The 21,478-nt window shown below is 71.3% G+C and carries 18 protein-coding genes; 5 read left to right on the forward strand and 13 right to left on the reverse strand.

Going from position 1 to position 21,478, the window contains the following annotated elements; translation table 11 throughout:
* Positions 1–93 precede the first annotated feature (93 nt).
* Complete coding sequence (locus ACFVYL_RS31120) at positions 94–2,271, reverse strand: SpoIIE family protein phosphatase (RefSeq protein WP_389721860.1); 2,178 nt, start codon at positions 2,269–2,271, stop codon at positions 94–96.
* A 162-nt stretch (positions 2,272–2,433) separates the two neighbouring features.
* Between ACFVYL_RS31120 and aspS the strand changes: the two genes are divergently transcribed.
* Complete coding sequence (aspS, locus tag ACFVYL_RS31125; RefSeq protein ID WP_389721862.1) at positions 2,434–4,197, forward strand: aspartate--tRNA ligase; 1,764 nt, start codon at positions 2,434–2,436, stop codon at positions 4,195–4,197.
* A 152-nt stretch (positions 4,198–4,349) separates the two neighbouring features.
* On the opposite strand, the gene ACFVYL_RS31130 is transcribed toward aspS, so the two are convergent.
* The 3 genes from ACFVYL_RS31130 to ACFVYL_RS31140 form a co-directional block, all read right to left on the reverse strand.
* The gene (locus tag ACFVYL_RS31130; RefSeq protein WP_389721864.1) at positions 4,350–4,529 is read right to left on the reverse strand and encodes a hypothetical protein; all 180 of its coding nucleotides are present in this window, start codon (positions 4,527–4,529) and stop codon (positions 4,350–4,352) included.
* Between the two features lie 92 nt (positions 4,530–4,621).
* Positions 4,622–5,326 (reverse strand): TetR/AcrR family transcriptional regulator, encoded by a 705-nt coding sequence (locus ACFVYL_RS31135; protein WP_389721866.1) that lies wholly within the window; start codon positions 5,324–5,326, stop codon positions 4,622–4,624.
* 101 nt (positions 5,327–5,427) lie between these two features.
* The gene (locus ACFVYL_RS31140) at positions 5,428–6,354 is read right to left on the reverse strand and encodes an NAD(P)-dependent oxidoreductase (protein WP_389721868.1); all 927 of its coding nucleotides are present in this window, start codon (positions 6,352–6,354) and stop codon (positions 5,428–5,430) included.
* 108 nt (positions 6,355–6,462) lie between these two features.
* Here ACFVYL_RS31140 and ACFVYL_RS31145 point away from each other — a divergent pair, with 108 nt between their 5' ends.
* Positions 6,463–7,110: a TetR/AcrR family transcriptional regulator gene (locus tag ACFVYL_RS31145; protein WP_389721870.1), complete on the forward strand. Its 648-nt coding sequence runs from the start codon at positions 6,463–6,465 to the stop codon at positions 7,108–7,110.
* Positions 7,111–7,186: 76 nt separating this feature from the next.
* Here ACFVYL_RS31145 and ACFVYL_RS31150 read toward each other — a convergent pair whose 3' ends face one another.
* From ACFVYL_RS31150 to ACFVYL_RS31165, 4 genes are all read right to left on the reverse strand, one after another.
* Positions 7,187–7,480 (reverse strand): hypothetical protein, encoded by a 294-nt coding sequence (locus ACFVYL_RS31150; protein ID WP_389721872.1) that lies wholly within the window; start codon positions 7,478–7,480, stop codon positions 7,187–7,189.
* Positions 7,481–7,482: 2 nt separating this feature from the next.
* Entirely contained in the window at positions 7,483–7,869 is a 387-nt protein-coding gene (locus ACFVYL_RS31155) for a hypothetical protein (RefSeq protein ID WP_389721874.1), read from the reverse strand.
* A 109-nt stretch (positions 7,870–7,978) separates the two neighbouring features.
* Positions 7,979–8,176 carry a DUF397 domain-containing protein gene (locus tag ACFVYL_RS31160; protein ID WP_389721876.1) on the reverse strand — a complete coding sequence of 66 codons (198 nt, stop codon included), beginning with the start codon at positions 8,174–8,176 and terminating at the stop codon, positions 7,979–7,981.
* Between the two features lie 3 nt (positions 8,177–8,179).
* Positions 8,180–9,031, reverse strand: a complete 852-nt coding sequence (locus ACFVYL_RS31165) for a helix-turn-helix domain-containing protein (RefSeq protein WP_389721878.1) — start codon at positions 9,029–9,031, stop codon at positions 8,180–8,182.
* 232 nt (positions 9,032–9,263) lie between these two features.
* On the opposite strand from ACFVYL_RS31165, the gene ACFVYL_RS31170 reads away from it, so the two are divergent.
* Both ACFVYL_RS31170 and ACFVYL_RS31175 read left to right on the forward strand, forming a co-directional pair.
* Positions 9,264–9,668: an ATP-binding protein gene (locus ACFVYL_RS31170; RefSeq protein ID WP_389721880.1), complete on the forward strand. Its 405-nt coding sequence runs from the start codon at positions 9,264–9,266 to the stop codon at positions 9,666–9,668.
* 52 nt (positions 9,669–9,720) lie between these two features.
* Positions 9,721–10,308, forward strand: a complete 588-nt coding sequence (locus tag ACFVYL_RS31175) for a Uma2 family endonuclease (protein WP_389721882.1) — start codon at positions 9,721–9,723, stop codon at positions 10,306–10,308.
* A gap of 69 nt (positions 10,309–10,377) precedes the next feature.
* Here the strand turns inward: ACFVYL_RS31175 and metG are convergent, their stop codons facing one another.
* From metG to ACFVYL_RS31200, 5 genes are all read right to left on the reverse strand, one after another.
* Positions 10,378–12,006: a methionine--tRNA ligase gene (gene metG, locus ACFVYL_RS31180; protein ID WP_389721884.1), complete on the reverse strand. Its 1,629-nt coding sequence runs from the start codon at positions 12,004–12,006 to the stop codon at positions 10,378–10,380.
* Between the two features lie 76 nt (positions 12,007–12,082).
* A complete protein-coding gene (locus tag ACFVYL_RS31185; protein WP_389721886.1) occupies positions 12,083–12,562 on the reverse strand; it encodes a DUF4913 domain-containing protein in 480 nt (159 codons plus the stop codon).
* The gene (locus ACFVYL_RS31190) at positions 12,559–16,845 is read right to left on the reverse strand and encodes a tetratricopeptide repeat protein (protein ID WP_389721888.1); all 4,287 of its coding nucleotides are present in this window, start codon (positions 16,843–16,845) and stop codon (positions 12,559–12,561) included. Before ACFVYL_RS31190 ends, ACFVYL_RS31185 begins: the two co-directional genes overlap by 4 nt.
* Before the next feature lie 6 nt (positions 16,846–16,851).
* Positions 16,852–17,241 carry a trypco2 family protein gene (locus ACFVYL_RS31195; protein WP_389721890.1) on the reverse strand — a complete coding sequence of 130 codons (390 nt, stop codon included), beginning with the start codon at positions 17,239–17,241 and terminating at the stop codon, positions 16,852–16,854.
* Positions 17,242–17,385: 144 nt separating this feature from the next.
* Positions 17,386–18,918, reverse strand: coding sequence for a VWA domain-containing protein (locus ACFVYL_RS31200; RefSeq protein WP_389721892.1), 1,533 nt, complete (start codon positions 18,916–18,918; stop codon positions 17,386–17,388).
* A gap of 350 nt (positions 18,919–19,268) precedes the next feature.
* On the opposite strand from ACFVYL_RS31200, the gene ACFVYL_RS31205 reads away from it, so the two are divergent.
* A complete protein-coding gene (locus ACFVYL_RS31205) occupies positions 19,269–21,374 on the forward strand; it encodes a PhoX family protein (protein WP_389721894.1) in 2,106 nt (701 codons plus the stop codon).
* Positions 21,375–21,478 lie beyond the last annotated feature (104 nt).

Consider the following 21,478-nt stretch of genomic DNA (forward strand, 5'->3'; position numbering starts at 1 on the left):
GAACTGCGCGCTAAGCCCCCACAGGCCCGCACCCGACCAGAGACGTCCAACCCCCCGACCACCCCCGACCCCCGACCCCCGACCCCCGACCCCTTACTCCCCCTCCCCGCCGGAGGCCTCGTACAGCTCGAACCAGATGCTTTTGCCGTCCCCCCGGGGGTCCACCCCCCACGCCCCGGCCAGCAACTCCATCAGGACCAGGCCCCGCCCGGACGAGGCGAGCTCGCCGGGATCGCGCCGGTGCGGCAGGTCGTCGCTGCCGTCCGCCACCTCCGCCCGCAGCCGCCGCGCACCCGGCTCGCCCGTGACCTCGGCGACCAGGAGCGCGTCGCCGTCCGTGTGCACGAGGACGTTCGTGAGCATCTCGGAGACCATCAGGACCGCCGAGTCGACCTGGTCGTCGTGCGCCCAGTCGTGCAGCAGGTCCCGGAGATGGCGGCGCGCCCCCGCGACCCGCTCCGGTTCGGCCTGGGCGACGGTCAGGACGGTGCGGCGGGCGTCCGTGCGCTGTTCGGGGCGGCCCGCCCGGCTCAGCAGCAGTACCGCTATGTCGTCCTCCCTGCGGTCCGCGAGCGGGCCCGTGGTGTGGTGCGAGGACGGCCCGTGCACGGCCTGTACGAGGGAGTCCGCGAGCTGCTCCAGGGCGTCGGGCTCGCCCTGCCCGGGGTACGCCTCAAGGATCTCCCTGATCCGCGACCAGCCGCTGTCCAGGTCGTGGCCTCCGGTCTCGATGAGCCCGTCGGTGCAGATCAGCATGGTCTCGCCGGGTTCGAGGACGAGCCGGGTGGTGGGGTAGTCCGCGTCCGGGTCGATGCCGAGCGGCAGGCCCCCCGCGGTGGGACGCAGCAGAATCGTTCCGTCGCTCATGCGTATCGCGGGCTCCGGGTGCCCGGCGCGGGCGATCTCCAGGACGCCGGTGGCCGGGTCGGCCTCCACGTACAGGCAGGTCGCGAAGCGCGGGTCGTACTCCGTGGCCCGGTCGTCGCTCGTGCCGCTCGACCCGTAGGTGATGGACTCCGTGATCCCGGAGAGGAAGCGGGTGGCGCGGGACAGCACCGCGTCGGGGCGGTGCCCCTCGGAGGCGTACGCGCGCAGCGCGATCCGCAGCTGCCCCATCAGGCCCGCCGCCCGCACGTCGTGCCCCTGCACGTCGCCGATGACGAAGGCGATGCGGCCGCTGGGCAGCGGAATCATGTCGTACCAGTCGCCACCGACCTGAAGGCCGCCGCCGGTCGGCACGTACCGGGCGGCCACGCTCATCCCCGGGATCTGCGGCCCGAGCATCGGCAGCATCGAGCGCTGCAGCCCCTCCGTCAGCTCTCGCTCGGACTCCGCGACCCCGGCCCGCGAGAGGGCCTGCGCCAGCATCCGGGCGACCGTCGTCAGGACGGAGCGCTCGTCGGGCGTGAACGAGACGGGATACGTGAAGGCCGCCATCCACGCGCCCATCGTGCGGCCCGCGACGGTCAGTGGCAGGAACGCCCACGACTGCCGCTCGAAACGGCTGGCCAGCGGCCAGGCGGCGGGATAGCGCCTGCGGTAGTCCTCCGGAGTGGAGAGGTAGACGGCCCGGCCGGTGCGCACCACCTCCGCGGCCGGATAGTCGGTGTCCAGGGGCATCGCAGAGAAGGGGCCGTCGTCGCCGGGCTGGTGGCCGTGGTGCCCGATGATCGTCAGCCGTTCGCCCTCCACCCCGAAGACCGCGAGGCCGTCCGGCGAGAACCCCGGCATGGAGAGTCCCGCGGCGACCCTGAGTACTTCCTCCGTGGACCGTGCCTCGGCGAGCGCGCGCCCCGCGTCGAGCAGGAACGCCTCGCGGGAGCGGCGCCAGTCGCCCGTGACCGGCGTGCGCGCCGCGCTTCCCGGCGCGGGGTCCGTGACCTCCTGGAGGGTGCCGATCAGCTCGTACGCCTCGGTCGTCCCGTGCAGCACGGGCTTGGAGCGGCTGCGGACGACCCGCAGGACGCGCCGTCCCGTCTCGTCCATGACCCGCAGGCGGGCCTCGGCGAGGGTGCCCTCGGCGACGGCGAGCTGGACGGTTCCGTAGATCTCGTTCCAGTCGACGGGGTGGAAACGGGAGCGCACGCCCGCCTCGGACAGGGTCTGGGGCCGTGCGGGCAGACCGAGCAGCCGGGCCGCCTCGGCATCGAGCGTGACGGTCCCCGAGGTGTTGTCCCAGCGCCACAGTCCGGTCGCGATGGCCGTCAGGACGTCCCGTACGGGTGGCAGGGAGTCGTCCCCCACCGGTGGCAGGGGATCGTCGGTGCGCATTGACCCACTTTAGGAAGATGTACCTCCCCACCGCCACTGAGCCCCGTCGTATCGGGCCCCCGGCGGGCGGCCCGCGCGGATATCCGGAAACCGATCTTCGCCCGGACGGTAGCCTTGTGAGGTCTGCTCTCTCCCCTATTCGCGAAGACTGGATGAACGACGATGCATCGGTACAGGTCCCACACCTGCGGCGAGCTCCGCGCCTCTGACGTCGGCACCGACGTCCGGCTGAGCGGCTGGCTGCACAATCGCCGAGACCTGGGCGGCATTCTCTTCATCGATCTCCGCGATCACTACGGGATCACTCAGCTGGTGGCCCGCCCGGGCACCAAGGCCGCCGAGGTCCTGGACAAGCTGTCCAAGGAGACGGTCGTCCGCGTCGACGGCAAGGTCGTCTCGCGCGGCACGGACAACGTGAACCCGGAGCTGCCGACCGGCGAGGTCGAGATCGAGGCCGCCGAGGTCGAGGTGCTCGGCGCGGCGGGCCCGCTGCCCTTCACGATCAACGCCGAGGACGGTGTGAACGAGGAGCGCCGCCTGGAGTACCGCTTCCTCGACCTGCGCCGCGAGCGCATGCACCGCAACATCATGCTGCGCTCCGCCGTCATCGCCTCCATCCGCTCCAAGATGGTGGCCCTCGGCTTCAACGAGATGGCGACGCCGATCCTCACCGCGACCTCCCCCGAGGGCGCACGCGACTTCGTCGTCCCCTCCCGCCTGAACCCCGGCAAGTTCTACGCGCTGCCGCAGGCCCCGCAGCAGTTCAAGCAGCTGCTGATGATCTCGGGCTTCGACCGGTACTTCCAGATCGCGCCGTGCTTCCGCGACGAGGACGCCCGCGCGGACCGCTCGCCGGGCGAGTTCTACCAGCTCGACGTCGAGATGAGCTTCGTGGAGCAGGAAGACGTCTTCCGGCCCATCGAGAAGCTCATGACGGAGATCTTCACCGAGTTCGGCAACGGCCGCGAGGTCACGTCTCCCTTCCCGCGCATCCCGTTCCGCGAGTCGATGCTGAAGTACGGCAACGACAAGCCGGACCTGCGCGCCAAGCTCGAACTGCACGACATCACGGACATCTTCGAGGGCTCCGAGTTCAAGGCCTTCGCGGGCAAGCACGTGCGCGCGCTGCCGGTCCCCGACACGGCGTCGCAGTCCCGCAAGTTCTTCGACGGCCTCGGTGACTACGCGGTCGAGCAGGGCGCGAAGGGCCTGGCCTGGGTGCGCGTCGCCGAGGACGGTTCGCTGACGGGCCCGATCGCGAAGTTCCTGACGGAGGGGAATGTCGAGGAGCTGACCAAGCGCCTCTCCCTCGTCCCCGGCCACGCCGTGTTCTTCGGCGCGGGCGAGTTCGACGAGGTCTCGAAGATCATGAGCGCGGTGCGCGTCGAGGCGGCCAAGCGCGCGGGCCACTTCGAGGAGGGCGTCTTCCGCTTCTGCTGGATCGTCGACTTCCCGATGTACGAGAAGGACGAGGACACCGGCAAGATCGACTTCTCCCACAACCCCTTCTCGATGCCGCAGGGCGGCATGAAGGACCTGGAGGAGAAGGACCCGCTCGACATCCTTGCCTGGCAGTACGACATCGTCTGCAACGGCATCGAGCTCTCCTCCGGCGCCATCCGGAACCACGAGCCCGAGGTCATGCTCAAGGCCTTCGAGATCGCGGGGTACGACGCGGAGACCGTCGAGCACGAGTTCGCGGGCATGCTGCGCGCGTTCCGCCTCGGCGCCCCGCCGCACGGTGGCATCGCCCCCGGCGTCGACCGCATGGTCATGCTCCTCGCGGACGAGCCGAACATCCGCGAGACGATCGCCTTCCCGCTCAACGGCAACGCGCAGGACCTGATGATGGGCGCGCCGACGGAGCTGGACGAGTCGCGGCTGCGGGAGCTGAACATCTCGCTGCGGAAGCCTGCGGCGCAGTAGCGGTTTCCCCCTCGGCGGGGGGCCGTCACGGCGAAGCCCCCGGAACCTCTGGTTCCGGGGGCTTCTTCTTTGTTCGTTGTCGGGTGCGGGCGCGTCGTGGCTGGGCGCGCAGTTCCCCGCGCCCCTGAGCGACCCCTGACGGGGTGGCTGTCTCAGGCGGCGTGTGTCGGGGAGGAGTTGGCTTCTGCTTCTGCCCACTCCGTCACGAGCCGTTCGTACACGAGGCGTTCGTCGGCGCGGAGGCGCCCGCCGGCGCGCAGCCACAGCGCACGGATGTCCTCGTTGACCTCGTCGGCGGTGCGTCGCCGGTCGGGGGAGGGAGTCGTGGCCATGTCGTGAAGCTTACGTAGGCAGGTGTGAAGGCGGCGTCAATTTAAGCCGTCTCCTCGCATGACTTAGCTCACCGTGATGCTTGGCAACCGTTTCAGTGGGCAGTCGCACCGAGTCGGACCTGCAGTCCGTCGAGAACGCGCTGGAGTCCGTAGTCGAAGGTCTCCTCGCGCTCCTTCGCCGGGTCCCCGGCGTGCGCCCCGCGCGCTCCGTCCGTCCCCCCGTCCCGCAGGCTTTCCGCGAACTCCCGTTCCGACCTGCCACTTCGGGCGATCAGCGAGAGGTAGGCGGCCTCACTGGTGGCCATCCCGATGACATACGAGATGACGGTGCTGAGGGCCAGTTCGGTTTCGTCCGCGGGGAATCCGGCCGCCCGGAACACGGCGGCCATGCGCTCCGACATCTTCGTCACGTTCGGCCCGAGGTGGATGAGGCCGACCTGACCGAGCACGGAGGCGACCCAGGGGTGGCGCAGAATCATCGCTCGCAGGCTGTACGCACTGCGCCCGGCGGCCTCGCGCCAGTCCTCGGCGCCCTGTGCGGTGGGCACGGCCAACTCGCCGTACACCTCGTCGACGACCAGCTCGATCAGCTCGTCCTTGTTGGCGACGTGCCGGTAGAGCGAGGTGGCGCCGGCGTCGAGCCGGGTGCCGAGCTTGCGCATGCTGAGCGCTTCGAGCCCGTCCGCGTCGAGCAGCCGCACGGCCTCGGCCACGATCTGCTCCCGGCTGAGCTGTTCGCGCTGCTTGCGGGGGCGGGTCCACACCGAGGCGATCTCGGGCTTCGGGTCGGCGGGCATGGGGCCTCCTGGGGTGTGCACGTCTGGGGGCCCCACGATAGCGCGCCAGCGCACGCCGTACGCATCGTGCGTACGGCGATCCGCCGCCTGGCCGGGGCGCGTCAGCCCTTCTGCCCCATGAGCTCCACCGCCCGCGAGAAGCTGTCCGCTCCCTGACCCGCCGCCACGACCCGCTGGAAGATCTCGCGGACCGCCGCGGGGAACGCGGGGTCCACGCCCGCGTCGGCGGTCGTGTGGACGACGTGCTCCATGCTGGCGAGCCCCATCGAGGTGCGGTCCACGTCGCCCGCGTGGTTGCCCGCGTCGATGCGGGGCGAGTAGAAGTCGATGAAGTGCCCCATGCCCGCGAAGTTCTCGGCGGCGTAGGGGGCGATGTCCGTGGCCTTGAGGCCGTGGGCGCCGGCCAGGGCGACGGCGTGCCAGTAGGCGATCATCGACGGCCAGAAGATGACCATGTTCAGCTGGTACATGAGCGCGGCGAGCCCCTGGTCCTCGCCCCGGTAGTCGGTCTTGCCGGTGATGACTTCGAGGGCGGGGCGGAACGTGTCGTACGCCTCGCGGGGCCCGCTGTAGAACGTCGACGTGTCCGGGGTGCCGATCAGGGGCGGCGGGCAGAGGACGCCGCCGGTCAGGTGCGTGCCGCCGAGCCCGGTCACCCAGCGGGCACCGGCCCGCGCCTTCTCCGGGGTGTCCGAGCTGAGGTTCACCAGGGTGCGGCCCGCGACGGCCGCGGCGGCGGGCTCCAGGATCGCGTACATGGCGTCGAAGTCGGTCAGGCTGAGGATGACCAAGTCATTGGCGAGCAGGGCCTCTTCGACGCTCCCGGCGAGTACGGCGCCCTGTTCCACCAGGGCGTCGGCGCGGGACGGGGTGCGGTTCCAGAGGGTGACGCGGTAGCCGCGGTCGAGGTAGGCGGCGGCCATGGCCTGACCCATGGGGCCGAGGCCGATGACGGTGACAGAGGAGGGGGAGTGGGTGGGGGCATGGGTGGGGGCCTGGGCGGCTGCGGCCTGCGGTGCGGAAGGCATGCGGGACTCCGGATGCTAATAAAACGATCGCTCTATTTAGCGCGTGGCAAGAACGTAGCACGCCTCTAGAACGAACGCTCTACTTACTGCCTGGGTAGAGTAGAAGCCATGCCCCGAACCTCCCGAACCTCTTCCTCTTCCCTCTCCCCTTCCCCCTCCCCTTCCTCCTCCTCGGAGTCCGGCGCGGCACTCGGCACCCGCGACCGGATCGTCGCCGTCTCCGCACGCCTCATCCAGCGCCAGGGGTATGTGGGTACCGGCATCAAGCAGATCGCCAAGGAGGCGGAGGCCACGCTCGGCTCCGTCTACCACTTCTTCCCCGGCGGGAAGGAGGCCGTGGCGGTGGCCGCGATCAAGTACAGCGACGAGGAGTTCGCGGCGGTGCTGCGGGACGCGCTGGCGCGGGAGGCGGACCCGGGGGCGGCGATCGAGGCCTGTGCGGCCGAACTCGCCGTCGCGCTCCGGGAGTCGGGCTGGACCGACGGGTGCCCGGTCACGGCCGCCGCGCTGGAGACGCTGGGCACGGATTCCGAGATCCAGCGGGTGTGCGCGCAGGCGCTGCGCGGCTGGGAGGGCATCGTCGAGGAGAAGCTGCTCGCGTCGGGCTTCGGTCCGGCCGATGCGCGGGAGGTGGCGACGACGGTGATCAGCGCGCTGGAGGGCGCCGAGGTGACGGCTCAGGTGGCCCGCAGCGAGGAGCCCTTGCGGGCGGCGGGGCGGCAGTTGGCGCGGCTGGTGGGGACGTACGGGGGGTGAGGCTGACCCCGTAGGAGGCTGATCCCGTAGGAGGCTGGCCCCCTGGGCGGCCAGCCCCGTAGGCGGTCGTCTGGGCTTACTCGCCTTGCTCCTGGGAATCTTCCCGATCTTCCCCGTCGCTGAACAGGTCGTCCGCGTCGGTGGCTGTGGCGGTGCGGGTCAGCCAGTGGTCGAGGGTGGGGAGGTCGGTGCAGCTCTTGATGCGTTCGCGGGCGGTGTCGGGGATCGGGACGCCGCGGAGCGCGAGAAAGCTGAGGATGGCCTCGGCCTTGCCCGCGGCCTTGCCCTTGGCCTCCCCTTCGGCGACGCCTTCCAGGTACTTCTGCTCGGCGAGGGTGCCCTGCCCGGGGAAGTAGATGTCCGCAGCCATCTTCACCAAGTCCTTCCAGGCGGCTCGGGCCGGGGTGTCCCCCAGGCCCGCGTCCAGTAGTTGCCAGTAGTGATCGAACGTCTTCCGGTCGCCGGCCAGTCCCAGGGCGGTAGGTACGACAGGTAGTACCCCCAGCTCAGCGCCTTCTCCGGGTCGCGGCGCTGTTGTGCCTCGATGACCAGCAGGAAGGCGCGGCCGTTCGGTTCGCTGACGCGGAGCAGGGTGTCGATGCGGCGCTCGATGGGCCGGGTCTCGGTGACATCCGTGGTGATTACCTCGACGGTCGGCCTCTCGGGGAGTGCCACGCCCAGGATCCGGAAGACCGGCTCCAGGAGCTCGGGCCGCTCCTGGAAGATCCGGTGCGAGGCCTCGTGTTGCGATGTGACCATGTGAGGAACGTAGGCGTTCCGGCGGCCGGAAGTGCGGGCTCACGAGGGTGATCACTCTTTCGAGTGCGGACGAAACGTTCGCGCAGTCCCGGGCCCTGGTCGGTGGGGCTCACCCCTCGCCGATGGCCTTGAGGGTGCGTATGAGGTTCGACAGGGTGGCAGAAGTGGTGGTGAGTTCGGCGGTGGGTGCGTCGCTTTCGCGGAGACGTATGGTGCCGCCGCTGGTGGCCAGTTCCACGCAAGTGTTGCCGTCGCCTCCACCGGAGAAGGACGACTTCTGCCAGCGGGTGGCCTGGATCATGCTCATGCCTCACAGTTCCTTGGTCATGCGATGGATGAAATCCCGTGACGACTCGGGGCTCAGGGCTGTCTTCTCCAGCTTATTGAGCAGCCCGCGGAACCGTGCCAGTTGGGACTCCGCATCCAGAAAGGCTGTTCCGTGCGGGGCGTCTCGCAGTGCGGTGTCCAACTGTGGGATCGGCCCGCCTACGTACATCATCTCGACCCCGGCCCCGGCGAAGCCCTCCCTGTCGAAGGGGATGACGCGGACCGTGACGTGCCCCTTCTCGACTTCTGCGAGGATTTCACGGAGTTGGCTTTGAGCGACCTTACGATCGGCGACCAGGATGCGGAGCGCCGCCTCGTGGATGACCGTCTCGTACGGCGTCGGCCCGGCGCGGTCGAAGACTGCTCGTCGCTGCATCCGGTGCTCGATCCGGGGCCCCAACTCGCTTTCCGGGAGTTCAGGGACCATGTACCGAAAGACCGCCCGCGAGTAGTCCGGGACCTGGAGAAGTCCTGGTACGTGGGTGATGACGACCTCACGTAGGAACGTCGCATGGTGTTCGGCCTCCGCGACGTCCAGGAACACTTGAGGCAGGACGCCCCGGAACTCGCTCCACCAGCCGTGCGTCCGGTCGGTCGCCATTGAGACCAGCGCGTCGATCAAGTCCGCGTCGGCGCAGGCGTAGTGGGCGGCGAGGCGGCGTACACGCTCCTCACTCACTCCTGCGACCCCGGATTCGATCTGGCTCATCTGGACGGAGTTCGCTCCGAGCAGGGAGCCGGCTTCGCGCGCTTTCAGGCCGGCGGCCTCTCGTAGCTTGCGCAACTCGGCGCCCAGGCGGACCTGCCGAGCGGTGGGGTGCCGCCTCGTCGCCATGTGGCTCCTCGGTGAATTCGTCTGCTGGAGTGCCCCGTTCGGGTGCCAGATTAAAGGAACGGCTTGAGCGGTCATAACTTTCAGGCGTACCGTCAGTGACGCGTCGCACACGCTGCGAGACCCGGGACCCCGGAAGCGCACCACTCCGTCATGCCATGGCGGACGTGACACCGCCACCGCCCACCCCTCCGCCGCGTCCCGTAACTCCCCGCCCCCCGACAGGAGTTCTCGCATGGCTGGAAGCGAAAGCGAACCCTGGGAGTACACCCTGTACATCCCCCACGACCTCCGCGCCGTCACGATCTGCCGTCGTGCCCTCCGTCTCATCCTCGCCCTGCACTGCCTGCCCCAACTCACGGACATAGCCGAGCTGTTGGCGACGGAGCTGGTGTCCAATGCCGTCAGGCACACCAAGGGGCCCGCCGCCCTGCGCGTCCGGTGTGCCGACGGGGTGCTGCGGATCGGGGCGTGGGACGCGGATCCGACGCCGCCCGCCCCGCCTCCACGCGTCGCCGACGCGGGGGCCGAGCGGGGGCGGGGCCTCGACCTCGTGCGGGCCTGCGCCGACGGCTGGGGCTGGCACCCCGTGGCCACGGACGACGGCAAGTACGTCTGGTGCGAACTCGGCGCGGCGTAGCTCGTCGGTCCCCGTAATGTGGATGACGTCACCGGATCCGAAGGAGGCCGTCATGAGCGTCGTGGATGGGCGGTCCAGTGTTTTGACCCAGGACGAATTCGAGGAACTCGCGCGCCACGCCATACGGACGAACGAAGCGCTGCGGCTGGAGTTCGTCAACGGGAAACTGGGGGTCAAGGCGGTGCCGGACGGTGACCACGGGCGGATCATCGCCTGGCTGACACAGATCTGTATCCAGTCGCGGCAGGGGCTATGGCTCTTCCCCGACCAAGGTCTCCGCGTGGACACCTACTGTAAGGGGAACGCCCGCCCCGATGGCTGTCTCGCACCTATCGACACCTTTGTGGGGCAGGGTGAGTGGGCGTCCACGGACGGTCTGCTCATGGTCGTGGAGGTCACCTCGGGCGATGCCGACACCGATGACCGCGACCGGGTCGAGAAGCCGCGGGCCTACGCCGAGAGCGGCATCCCCGTCTACCTGCTGATCGACCGCGACTCCTGCGAGGTCAAGGTGCACTCCCAGCCCGACGGGGAGCGGTACGAGGTGGTGGTGACGGTGCCGTTCGGCAAGGCCGTCGCGTTGCCGGATCCGGTGGGCATCGACCTGGAGACCGAGGCGTTGAAGGACTGGGTGCACTGACCGCAGCATGGCGAAGGGCCGGAAACCACCCGGTGGTTTCCGGCCCTTCGCCATGCGGCAGGCGTGCCGTTACGCGGTCGGCTTCTCCTCCAGGCGCGGGAACAGCACCGCGCCCTTCGTGACCGTCGCGCCCGCGGGCAGCGTGCCCCACGTGCCGGCCGCGCCGAGCTCCTGGTCGGCGAGGGCGCCCAGGAGGGGCTCCGCGCCGAGGGAGTCCCAGAGCTTCTGGGAGGTCTCGGGCATGACCGGGTTGAGGAGGACCGCCACGGCGCGCAGCGACTCCGCGGCCGTGTAGAGGATCGTCGCGAGGCGGGCCTTGCCCTCGTCGGAGTCGTCCTTGGCCACCTTCCACGGCTCCTGCTCCGTGATGTAGCCGTTGACCTGCTTCACGAAGTCGAAGATCGCCAGGATGCCGCCCTGGAAGTCCAGCTCCTCGCCGATCTTCCGGTCGGCCTCGGCGACCGCCTTCGTCAGGCCGTCCTCGACCGCCTTCTCGGCGTCGCCGGACGCCGTCGCCGCGGGCAGCTCGCCGCCGAAGTACTTGCCGACCATCGCCGCGACACGGGACGCGAGGTTGCCGTAGTCGTTCGCCAGCTCGCTCGTGTAGCGGGCGGAGAAGTCCTCCCAGGAGAACGAGCCGTCGCTGCCGAACGCGATCGCGCGCAGGAAGTACCAGCGGTACGCGTCCACGCCGAAGTGCGAGGTCAGGTCCTGGGGCTTGATGCCCGTCAGGTTCGACTTCGACATCTTCTCGCCGCCGACCATCAGCCAGCCGTTCGCGGCGACGCGGCCCGGCACCGGCAGGCCCTGCGCGAGCAGCATCGCGGGCCAGATCACCGCGTGGAAGCGGAGGATGTCCTTGCCGACGAGGTGCACGTTCGCGGGGAAGGTCGAGGTGAACTTCTCCTCGTTCGCGCCGTAGCCCACCGCCGTCGCGTAGTTCAGGAGCGCGTCGACCCACACGTAGATGACGTGCTTGTCGTCCCAGGGGACCTTCACGCCCCAGTCGAACGTCGACCGGGAGATGGAGAGGTCCTGAAGGCCCTGCTTGACGAAGTTCACGACCTCGTTGCGGGCCGACTCGGGCTGGATGAAGTCCGGGTTCGCCTCGTACAGGGCGAGGAGCTTGTCGCCGTACTCGCTCAGCTTGAAGAAGTAGTTCTCCTCCTGGAGGAGTTCCACCGGCTTCTTGTGGATCGGGCAGAGCTTCTGTCCGGAGAACTCGCCCTCGCCGTCGATCAGGTCGCCGGGGAGCTTGTACTCCTCGCAGCCCACGCAGTACGGGCCCTCGTAGCCGCCCTTGTAGATCTCACCCTTGTCGTAGAGATCCTGGACGAACTCCTGGACGCGGTCGGTGTGACGCTTCTCCGTCGTACGGATGAAGTCGTCGTTCGCGATGTTCAGATGCTCCCAGAGGGGCTTCCAGGCCTCGGTGACGAGCTTGTCGCACCACTCCTGGGGGGTGACGTCGTTCGCCTCGGCCGTGCGCATGATCTTCTGACCGTGCTCGTCCGTGCCGGTGAGGTACCACACCTTCTCGCCGCGCTGACGGTGCCAGCGCGTGAGCACGTCCCCTGCAACGGTCGTGTAGGCGTGGCCCAGGTGAGGAGCGTCGTTTACGTAGTAGATGGGGGTCGAGACGTAGAACGCCTTCGCGTTCTCGCCCGCTCCCTGCTTCTCGGATCCAGTGGCCGCCATGGTCGAAATCCTAACGGCCGGATGGAGATCGACTCACCTCGGTTCGCGGCGGCCCGGGCGGGGTCCCGGTGCCGTCTCAGGACGTGGGCAGGTTCAGGGGCGTGTCGGGGAAAGGGCCGTCGTCGATGAGTACGAAGGCCGGGTGGTCGAAGGTGCCAGGGGGCGCCGGTTCTGTCGGCAGGGGGCTGGGGGCCTGGTGGCCGAGGCTTGTCCCGCAGGCGTGGAAGGGGCCGTAGGGGCTGAGGAGGACGGCCAGGTGCGGGTCGGCGTGGTGCAGCCACCAGTTGGTCATGCCGAGCGCCGAGTCGCGGCTGAGGTACTCGAAGGCCCGCCACAGGGCGGTGAGACGGGCGATGGCCTCGGCATGGGCCCACCAGCACGGGCACCAGACGTGGCTCCCGTCGTCGGTGCGGCGCTGCACGAGGTGGACGAGGTAGTCGTTCACGAAGTCCTCCACCGAGGGGAAGACGAGCGTGGCCCGCCGCTCGTCGTCCCTGATGGCCTGCTCGTCCGTGGCGTCCGGCTCGCTCCAGGTCCCCGGCTCGTCCGTGGTCATGCGGTCTCTTCCGTCGTCGGTGGATGCTTCCGTGGAGGTGGAGGCGGAGGCGGTAGCAGAGGTAGACGCGCAGGCGCAGGCGGCGGCGCCAGGCGGTCGCGTACGTCCGCCGCCTCCGCGCGGCGGCCGAGCCCGTCGAGCACGTCCGCGAGGCAGAGCGCGGTGTCCCGCAGCTCCCACGCGTGGGCCCCGGGATCGGCGGTCCAGCGGTGGCGCACGACGGCCAGCGCCTCCTGCGCCGGGGCGAGCGCCGCGCGGGCGGTCCGCATGCTCCCGGTGCGCCGGGCGCACTCCAGGAGGGTCTCCGCCTGGAGCCGCAGTGTGGCGGTGATCCTGTGCGCGGGCTCCGCCACGGCCGCCGCGCGGCGCGCGACCGCGACCCCCTCGGCCGCCAGCCGTTCGGCCTCCGCGCAGCGGCCCGTACGGGAGTACGCGCGGGCCAGCTGGACGATCTCCGGCCCGAGCGGCGGCGCCTGAGCGGAGTCCTTCTCGTGCTCGTGGCGGACGAGGGGGACGACCCGCTCGGCGCTGCGCGCCGCCGCGGCGTACCTGCGTACCTGGTACTGGGACTCGCGCAGCCGCACCAGGTACGCCCGCAGGTTCGCGACGGCGGCCTCCGGCCCGGCCTCCCGTACGACCGCCTCCTCCAGCGCGACCGCCTCTTCGAGGAGGAGCAGGCCCTGGCGTCGGTACGTGGTCTCGCGGTACGCCTCGCCCAGGTCCGCGAGGCAGGAGGCGAGGGCGGAACGCCGGGCGGGTTCCTGGGCCGCGCGCCGGCGCAGCATGGGCAGGGCCGCGCGCAGGAGGACGCGCTGCGGCCCCGCGTGGCCCGCCTGCCGGTAGCAGCGGGCGAGGCCGTCGACGGAGACCCACAGTTCGTCGTCGTACGCCTCGGGGTCGGGCGATCCTGCCGCGGCGCTGCGGTACAGCGTCACGCTCTCCCGCAGCGCCGCCATCGCGGCCTTCAGCAGGTCGTTCTCGGCGCGTTCGCCGGCGGCCGAGGCGGAGAGGAGTTCCTGGCACCGGCCGAGCCGCTCCAGCTCGGAGGCGAGCTCGGCCCGCGTGTCAGGGCCGGGCTCCGCGGCGAGCACCGCCCGGTGCGCGGCCACGGCTTCCCGGAAGGCCGCGACGGCTTCCCGCAGTCTGTCGTCGTCCCTCAGCCAGCAGCCCAGCCAGGACGACGAGGCGCCCGAACCCCGCGAGCTGCGGGCGCCGGGCGCGCTGGAGCAGAGGGCCCTGCGCAGGTCGGCGGCCTCCCGCATGTGGCCGAGGGACGCCTCGCGGTCGCCCCTGTCCCGCTCGATGAGCGCCAGATTGTGCAGGGCCTGGCCCAGCAGGCGCTCGTACATCTCCGGGTAGTCCGCCGCGTACCCGCGGTAGATCTCCACCGCCTGCCGGCACAGGACGACCGCCTCGTCCGTGCGTCCCGTGCTGTCGTAATTGAGGGCCTGGGAGTGGAGGGCGGCGGCGTAGGACGGGGCGTGCGCGTCGGGGTTGACGGCCATCTGCTCGCCGAGGAGGTGCAGGGACTCGCTGGTGACGCTGATGGCGTCGGGGAACCGCTTGGCGTGCCAGTGGTTGATGCTCTGGCTGTCCAGGATGTGGGTGAGCAGTCCCAGATGACGGCCCGGTTCGGAGACTTCGAGGAGGCGGCTGAGCCCGGCGGCCTCGTCGCCGAGGCGGGCGGACTCGTCACGGTCGCCCGCGTACCACTGGATGTAGCAGGCGGTGCGCAGGCAGCGCACGAGCTGGAGGCGGTGCTGTTCCGGGTCCTCGCGGTGGAGGCGGCGCTGGATGAGCAGGGCCCGGTCGATGCGGTGGCGTGCCACGTCCATCCGCACCTGGGAGAGGGTCCGCGCGGACAGTTCGCAGCTCGCCGCGAGATCGGACTCGTACGTCTCCGGGTCCTGGCGCGCCAGGTTCTCGCGCAGGTGCAGGGCGGTCTCGGAGGTCTGCACGGCGTCGGCCCAGTGGGACGTGACCCGCAGGTGGTGGGCGAGGTTGTGCAGATCGCCCGCGCGCTCGGCGTCGGTGGGCGGGCGGGCCCCGGCCGGGGTGGCCCGCGCGTGCCGCTCCACGAGGACCTCGGCCACCCGCAGGGCGAGCCGGCTCAGGACGTGCGACTCGTTGGGCAGCGCCTCCGAGCAGGCGCGGAGCGCCGGGAGGCCCAACGGCGCCCGGTCTATGTGGTCAAGGACGTGATCCAGCAGGGCGAGGACGGCGCGGGCCGCGTCGGGGCGGGACTCGTTGGTGTGGGCGACGACCGCGCGGGTCAGCACCGTGAAGGCGTTGGTCCACTGCTCGTCGGAGGCGCCGTCGAGCAGCGCGGGCAGCAGTTCCGGGTCCTCCACGACCTCCGCGGACGCCTGGAACTCCGCCACCCGGTCGGGGTGCAGCGCGCCCCAGTGGCGGCCCGGCGCCGCCGGATAGAGGGTGCCGAGCCAGCGGTCGAGCTTGTCGACCGGGACCGGGCCCGGGTGGGGCAGCCGGGCGAGCGTCGTGCGGCCCTCCGCGCGGTCGACGGCCCCGCACAGGGTGGCGGCGGCGACCGCACGGCGCAGCAGCCGGGCGTCGTCGACGTCGTGGTCGGCGTCGAAGCCGAGGGCGGCGGACGTGCTCGACCAGTAGGACGCCTCGTGGTCGAGGAGGGCGGGCTCCACGGAGCTTCGGCTGGTGGCGCGCACGGGGTCGCCCGCCGCGTGCCCGAGCAGCGCTTCAAGGGCCCGCATCTGTAAGGAGAGCGGGGTCTCGCGGCCGTCGTCGAGGGGCGGGGTGGAGATGCGCGCGGCCAGTTCGGACCAGTCCACGTCACCGTGGCGGTGCGCGCCGGGCGGCACCTGGCCGAGGACCTGCGCCAGGTCGGTCAGGGCGAGCCGGAACGCTTTGGCGGCCGGTCCCGGCGCCGTGTACAGGGGGCGCAGCACGAACTCCGGCGCACTGTCCCGCATGCCGTACGCCAGGGCGGAACGGCCGAGCGCGGTGTCCACCCACGCGCCGACGGACCGGGCAAGGAGCAGCACGCGGAACCGGTCGCGGGCGCTGTCGGCCAGGCCGATCAGCTGGCGGACGAGATCGGGCCGGGTCTCGGCGTAGTCGACGATGACCAGCGTGGGGTGCACGACGCCGTGCAGCGGCCGCAGGGCGTCGGCCGTGGTGAGGCTCCCGCCGCCCCGCACCGTCTCATGCCGCAGCCGGCCCGCCACCCAGCCCTCGCCCCGCAGTCCGGCCGCCAGTTCGCGCGCGATACGGGATTTTCCCTGGCCGCCAGGGCCCACCAGCGTGGCCACCTGGTGCACGGAGTCGTCCGCCACGCACCAGCGCCGCAGCTCCCCCAGCTCCTCCTCGCGCCCCCGGAACGCGACCGCCTCCACGTCCGCGCGCAGCACCGTCAGGGGTGACTTCAGATCGCGCTGCGCGGCGGCGGGGGCGAGCAGGCCGACGAGTTCCGCGGCCTCGGGTTCGGGCGGCAGGCCGCCGTTGTGCTCGCTGACGACGGCCCGGAACTCCGGGTCGCGGAGCAGGTCCTCGGCCCGGGTCACCGCGAGCCGTACGCCGGTCGCGGCGCCCCGGTCCGCCCGGACGACGCCAAGGAGCAGTTCGCCGGGGCGGAGTTCGCCGGGGGTGCGGGTGGGCTCCGCGGTGAAGACCGCGGCGCCCGAGAGGCCGGCCCAGGGCGAGTCCGCGCCGCGGGCGGCGCCGAACGGTCCTGTGGCGCCGGTCAGTTCGTACCGCGGGGCCGGGAAGCCGCTGAGCGGGTTGATGCGCGCGGAGAGCTGTTCGAGGCGGGCGCCGTCCCGCGCGTCGCGCTGCACGCGGGCGAAGCCGTGGCAGCACACGGGCTGCCCCATGGTGTCGGTGACCAGCCGGCCCCAGCGCTGCGGGCGCCTGCGGGCCCGGCCCAGGAAGGAGCCGGGTGGCTGCCAGGCCGGGTCGGTGATCTCCAGCAGGGCGGCGTCGGGGCCGCCGTCGAGCGCGCCGGTGCGGGCCGTGGTCCAGCGCAGCGTCGTGGTGTACGGGTGCGGGTGCGGGTGTGGATACGGGTACGAGTGCGGGTCTCCGGCCGTGGTCACGCAGGGGGTGGCCTCGGCGGTGGTGTCCGGGACGAGGTGGGCGGCGGTCAGGACGAGGCGGGGTGCCACGAGGTAGCCGGTGCCTGAGGGGTGGGGGCGGGCGGGGCTGCCTGGGGTGTCTGGGGTGCCTATGCCGTAGGGGCTGTCCGGGCTGTCCGGGCTGCCGGGAGCGGGGGCCCGCGGCACGATCCGTACGACGCGGTCGACGTCCACTCCTGGCTACTCCTCCCAGTCGCCGATGGCGACGTCCCCGGCCCCGGCGTCACGACCGCGCGGTCTCAGGGTGAGGCTGACGCGCTGGGTGGCCCTGTGGGCGCTCTCCGCGCGGCCCTCCGCCTGGACGACGGCGAAACGCAGGCCGCCGCCCGCGGCGCGGGTGCGATGGAGCTCCAGCTCGAAGTCGACGGTGATTTCGCCGACGTCGAAGCGGATGTCCGCGGTGCGGGCGCGGCGCTGGGATTCGGCGATCTGGGCGCGGAGCAGGTCGAGGGCGTCGGCGAGGTCGAGCCAGTCTTGCGGGTCCTGCGGGTTCTGCGGGTCATGCCGGTTCTGCCGGTTCTGCTGGTTCTGCTGGTTCTGCGGGTTCTCGGAATCTGGTTCGTCCGCCATTGCGTTCCCCCTGGTCGGCCCGTGTTGGAAGGTGTCAACACCATAGATATGGGGGGTCCGTTGGTGCTACGGGGATGCGGGAGCGGGCCGTGGGAATGTTCCACGGCCCGCTGTGTCTGGTGCGCTTGTGCTTGGGGTTTGGTGTTACGGGCGCCAGTTCGCCAGGAGGCCCTCGTAGAGCTCCTTGTCCGTGAGCTCGCGAGGGGTCGGGCCCGCGTGGAAGAAGGCCGCGTTGTCCGCCTTCAGTTTGCGGAGGTAGTCGAAGGCCTTGTTCTCGTGCTCGCCGAACGCAATGAACTGGAAGAAGAGGGGGTGCGCGGCGGCTTCCGTCAGGGCCTGGGTCGCCGGGCCCTTCGCGTCCGGGGCGCCGTCCGTCTGGAAGATCACGAGGGCGGGTTCGCCCGCGTGGTCCGACTTCTCGTAGTGCGCCACGACCTCTTCGATCGCGCGGTGGTAACTGGTGCGGCCCAGGCGGCCCGCCGCCGCGTGCAGCTCGTCGATGCGGCCCTCGTACTCGGGGAGCGTGAGCGTGCCGGTGCCGTCGATGTCCGTCGAGAAGAAGACGACGTGGACGGTGGCCTCGGGGTCCGTGTGCGCGGCGAGGGCGAGGACCTGCTCGCCGAGGCTCTGGGCGGAGCCGTCCTTGTAGTACGGGCGCATGGAGCCGGAGCGGTCCAGGACGAGGTAGACGGGGGCGCGGGTGCCGGTGAGGCCGTTCTTCTTCAGGGCGGTGGCGGCGGCCTTGTAGGCGTTTGCTAGCCCCGGGGCTTTGGACCGGATGTGGGTTGCGGGGACGGCGGGCTTCGGCTTGGGCTCGGCTGCCTGGTGGGGCTCGGCCTTCGGCTCGGGGTCGACCTCTGCGGGTTGCTCAGCCTTCGGCTCGGGGGTGGTGGGGGTCTTCGTCTCCGGAACGTCGGCCTTCGGCTCGGGGGTGGTGGGGGTCTTCGTCTCCGGAACGTCGGCCTTCGGCTCGGGGTCGACCTCTGCGGGCTGCTCAGCCTTCGGCTCGGACTCAGGGACGCCGTCTTCATCGCTGCCCGGCACCGGGGGCTGTGCCCACCCGTCCCGCCCTGCGGGACGTTTGCCCACAGCGGTGGTGGCAGCGGTGGCGGGCTGCTCGGCCTCAGCCTCAGCCTCCGGCTCGTGAGCGGCCGCGGGCTGCTCAGCCTCCGGCTCGGAAGCGCCAGCGGTCTGCTCGGCCTCCCGCTCCTCGGCGTCAGCCTCCGGCTCGGGGGCAGTCGGGGCCTCCGTCTCCTCGGCGTCAGCCTTCGCCTCCCCGGCGGCAGCCTTCGGCTCGGGGGCAGTCGGGGCCTCCGTCTCCCCGGCGTCAGCCTTCGCCTCCCCGGCCTCAGCCTCCGGCTCGGGAGCAGGCGGGGTCTCCGTCTCGCCGGCGGCAGCCTTCGGCACCGTCACGTTGTCGAACGCCGCTGCCACCAAGTCGTCCACCGCCGAAGGCGAAGGCTCCTGGCTGGGGGCGGGGACCGAGGCCTTGCGGGGCGGGTCCGGGGTCGGCTCGGACGAGGGGGACGGCAGCGTCACCGTCTCCGGCAGCGTCACCGTCTCCGGCGGCGTCGCCCCCTGCTCCGGCGCAGTCGCACGCTCAGGCTCCCGAGCCTCCGGAACGCTCTCCTTGCGTGACCGTCCGAACGCGTTCCGCAGGCGGTTCAGAATGCCCATGTGCGCAACCCTTCGCGTGAGTTGATTCCCGATAATCCCTGGCCAGGGCGGACACGTAAGGTTAGCCGCCGCCGTACGTGATCTTGGGCAGGGTCGCCCTCCGTCACCCGCCCGAACCACCTTCCGGTTCCGGCCCTGCTCCCGGCCCGGCCCCCGGCCCGGCCACCGGCCGCGGTTCCGGCCCAGCTCCCGGCCCCGGCCCCGCCCCCTCACCCACCCGGCAACTCCTCCCCGGGCGCCATGGATTCACCGCCCGTTCACCCGCAGGCCGCCGCCCTGCCGGAACCCGCGCCTAGCCTCACGGCGGAATCAAGCCACGTCCACGAGCACGCCACAACGACGGAGGACCCGTGCGCACACCGCTGCCGATCATCACCTCGCATCAGGGGAGCGGCGGCCGTTCCGCCCTGACCTGCCGGTTCCGCTGCGGTGACGCGTGCTTCGGCGAGGTGCCGAACACCAGCGACAACGCGTACGTCGGCGACGTCATAGCCGGTGCCCTCAGCCGCCGTTCGATGCTGCGCGCCGCCGCCGTCGTGACGGTCGCCACCGCCGCGGGCGGCGCGGTCATGGCGGGGCCCGGCGCCCCGGAAGCCGTCGCCGCCGCGCCCGCGGACCGTACGGGTGACCGCCCGGGTGGCCGCCCGGACAAGGGAGCGCGCGGACTGCGGTTCGCGCCCGTCGCGCCCAACACCACCGACGCCGTCACCGTCCCCGCCGGGTACGAGCAGAACGTCGTCATCCGCTGGGGCGAGCCCATCCTGCGCGGCGCGCCCGCCTTCGACGCGGAGAAGCAGACCGCCGCGGCGCAGGCCGGGCAGTTCGGGTACAACAACGACTTCCTCAGCCTGCTGCCGCTCCGCCGCGAGCACGGGCGCCAGGTCCTCGTCGCCAACCACGAGTACACGGACGAGATCCTGATGTTCAAGGGGTACGACCCCGCGAACCCGACCCGCGAGCAGGTCGAGATCGCCTGGGCGGCCCACGGCCTCTCCGTCGTCGTGGTCGAGGGCGAGCGGCGCAGCGGCAAGCTGCGCGCCGTCTCCCGGCACCACCTCAACCGGCGCCTCACCGCGACCAGCCGCTTCCGTCTCTCCGGCCCGGTCGCGGGCAGCGAGCTCGTGCGCACACAGGCCGATCCGCGCGGTACCACCGTCCTCGGCACCCTCAACAACTGCTCGGGCGGCACCACCCCGTGGGGCACCACGCTGCACGGCGAGGAGAACTTCAACCAGTACTTCGGCAACGCCGCGAAGGTAACCGATCCGACCGCCGCCGCACGGCTCAAGCGCTACGGCGTGACGGGCGAGGCCTCCGAGCGCAAGTGGGAGCGGTTCGACCGCCGCTTCGACCTCGCCCAGGAGCCCAACGAGGCCAACCGTTTCGGCTGGGTCGTCGAACTCGACCCGTACGACCCGGAGTCGACCCCACGCAAGCGCACCGCGCTCGGCCGCTTCAAGCACGAGGCGGCGCAGCCGCGCCTGACGCACGACGGCCGTCCGGTGGTCTACATGGGCGACGACGAGAAGTTCGACTACTTCTACAAGTTCGTCAGCAGCAAGCGCATGGCCAAGGGCACCTCGCGGGCCGCCCACGAGCACAACCTCTCGCTGCTGGACGAGGGAACTCTGTACGTCGCCAAGCTGACCGGTGACTCCCCGGCGGACGAGATCGACGGGAAGGGCACGCTTCCGGAGGACGGCGAGTTCGACGGAAGCGGCACGTGGATCCCGCTCGCCACCGCCGGTCCCGGCGGGAAGGCCGTCAGCCATGTCGACGGCATGACCGCCGAGGAGGTGTACGTCTTCACGCGCCTCGCCGGTGACAAGGTCGGCGCCACGAAGATGGACCGGCCCGAGGACATCGAGCCGTCGCCGCACACCGGCAAGGTGTACGTCGCGCTGACGAACAACTCCGACCGCGGCAAGGCGGGCAAGGCCGGTGCCGACGAGGCCAACCCGCGCAACCTCAACAAGCACGGGCAGATCCTGGAGCTGACCGAGCGCAGGGGCCGCGCGGACGCCACCACCTTCGGCTGGTCGCTCTTCCTCGTCGCGGGCGACCCGGAGGACCCCGCGACGTACTTCGCGGGCTTCCCCAAGGAGCGCGTCTCGCCGATCTCCTGCCCGGACAACGTCGCCTTCGACCCGCACGGCAACCTGTGGATATCCACCGACGGCAATCAACTCGGCTCGCACGACGGCCTGTTCGGCGTCGCCACGCGCGGCGAGCGGCGCGGTGAGCTCAAGCAGTTCCTGACCATGCCGACCGGCGCGGAGACCTGCGGGCCGCTCGTCCAGGACCGCCGGGTGCTCGTCTCCGTGCAGCACCCGGGCGAGGTCGACGGGGCGTCGGTCGAGAAGCCGGCGAGCGCCTGGCCGGACGGGCCCGGCCGGATCGTCCGCCCTTCGGTCGTCTCGGTGTGGCGCGAGGACGGCCGCGACATCGGCGTCTGACCGTACGTACGTATGTATGTACATCGCAGGCAGGTGAAGGGGGCACTCCGCCGTTGCGGGGTGCCCCCTTCACCTGGTGCTGGTATCCGTCAGCCGTTCTGCTT

It is taken from the genome of Streptomyces sp. NPDC058308 (assembly GCF_042880275.1).
Lineage (GTDB): Bacteria > Actinomycetota > Actinomycetes > Streptomycetales > Streptomycetaceae > Streptomyces.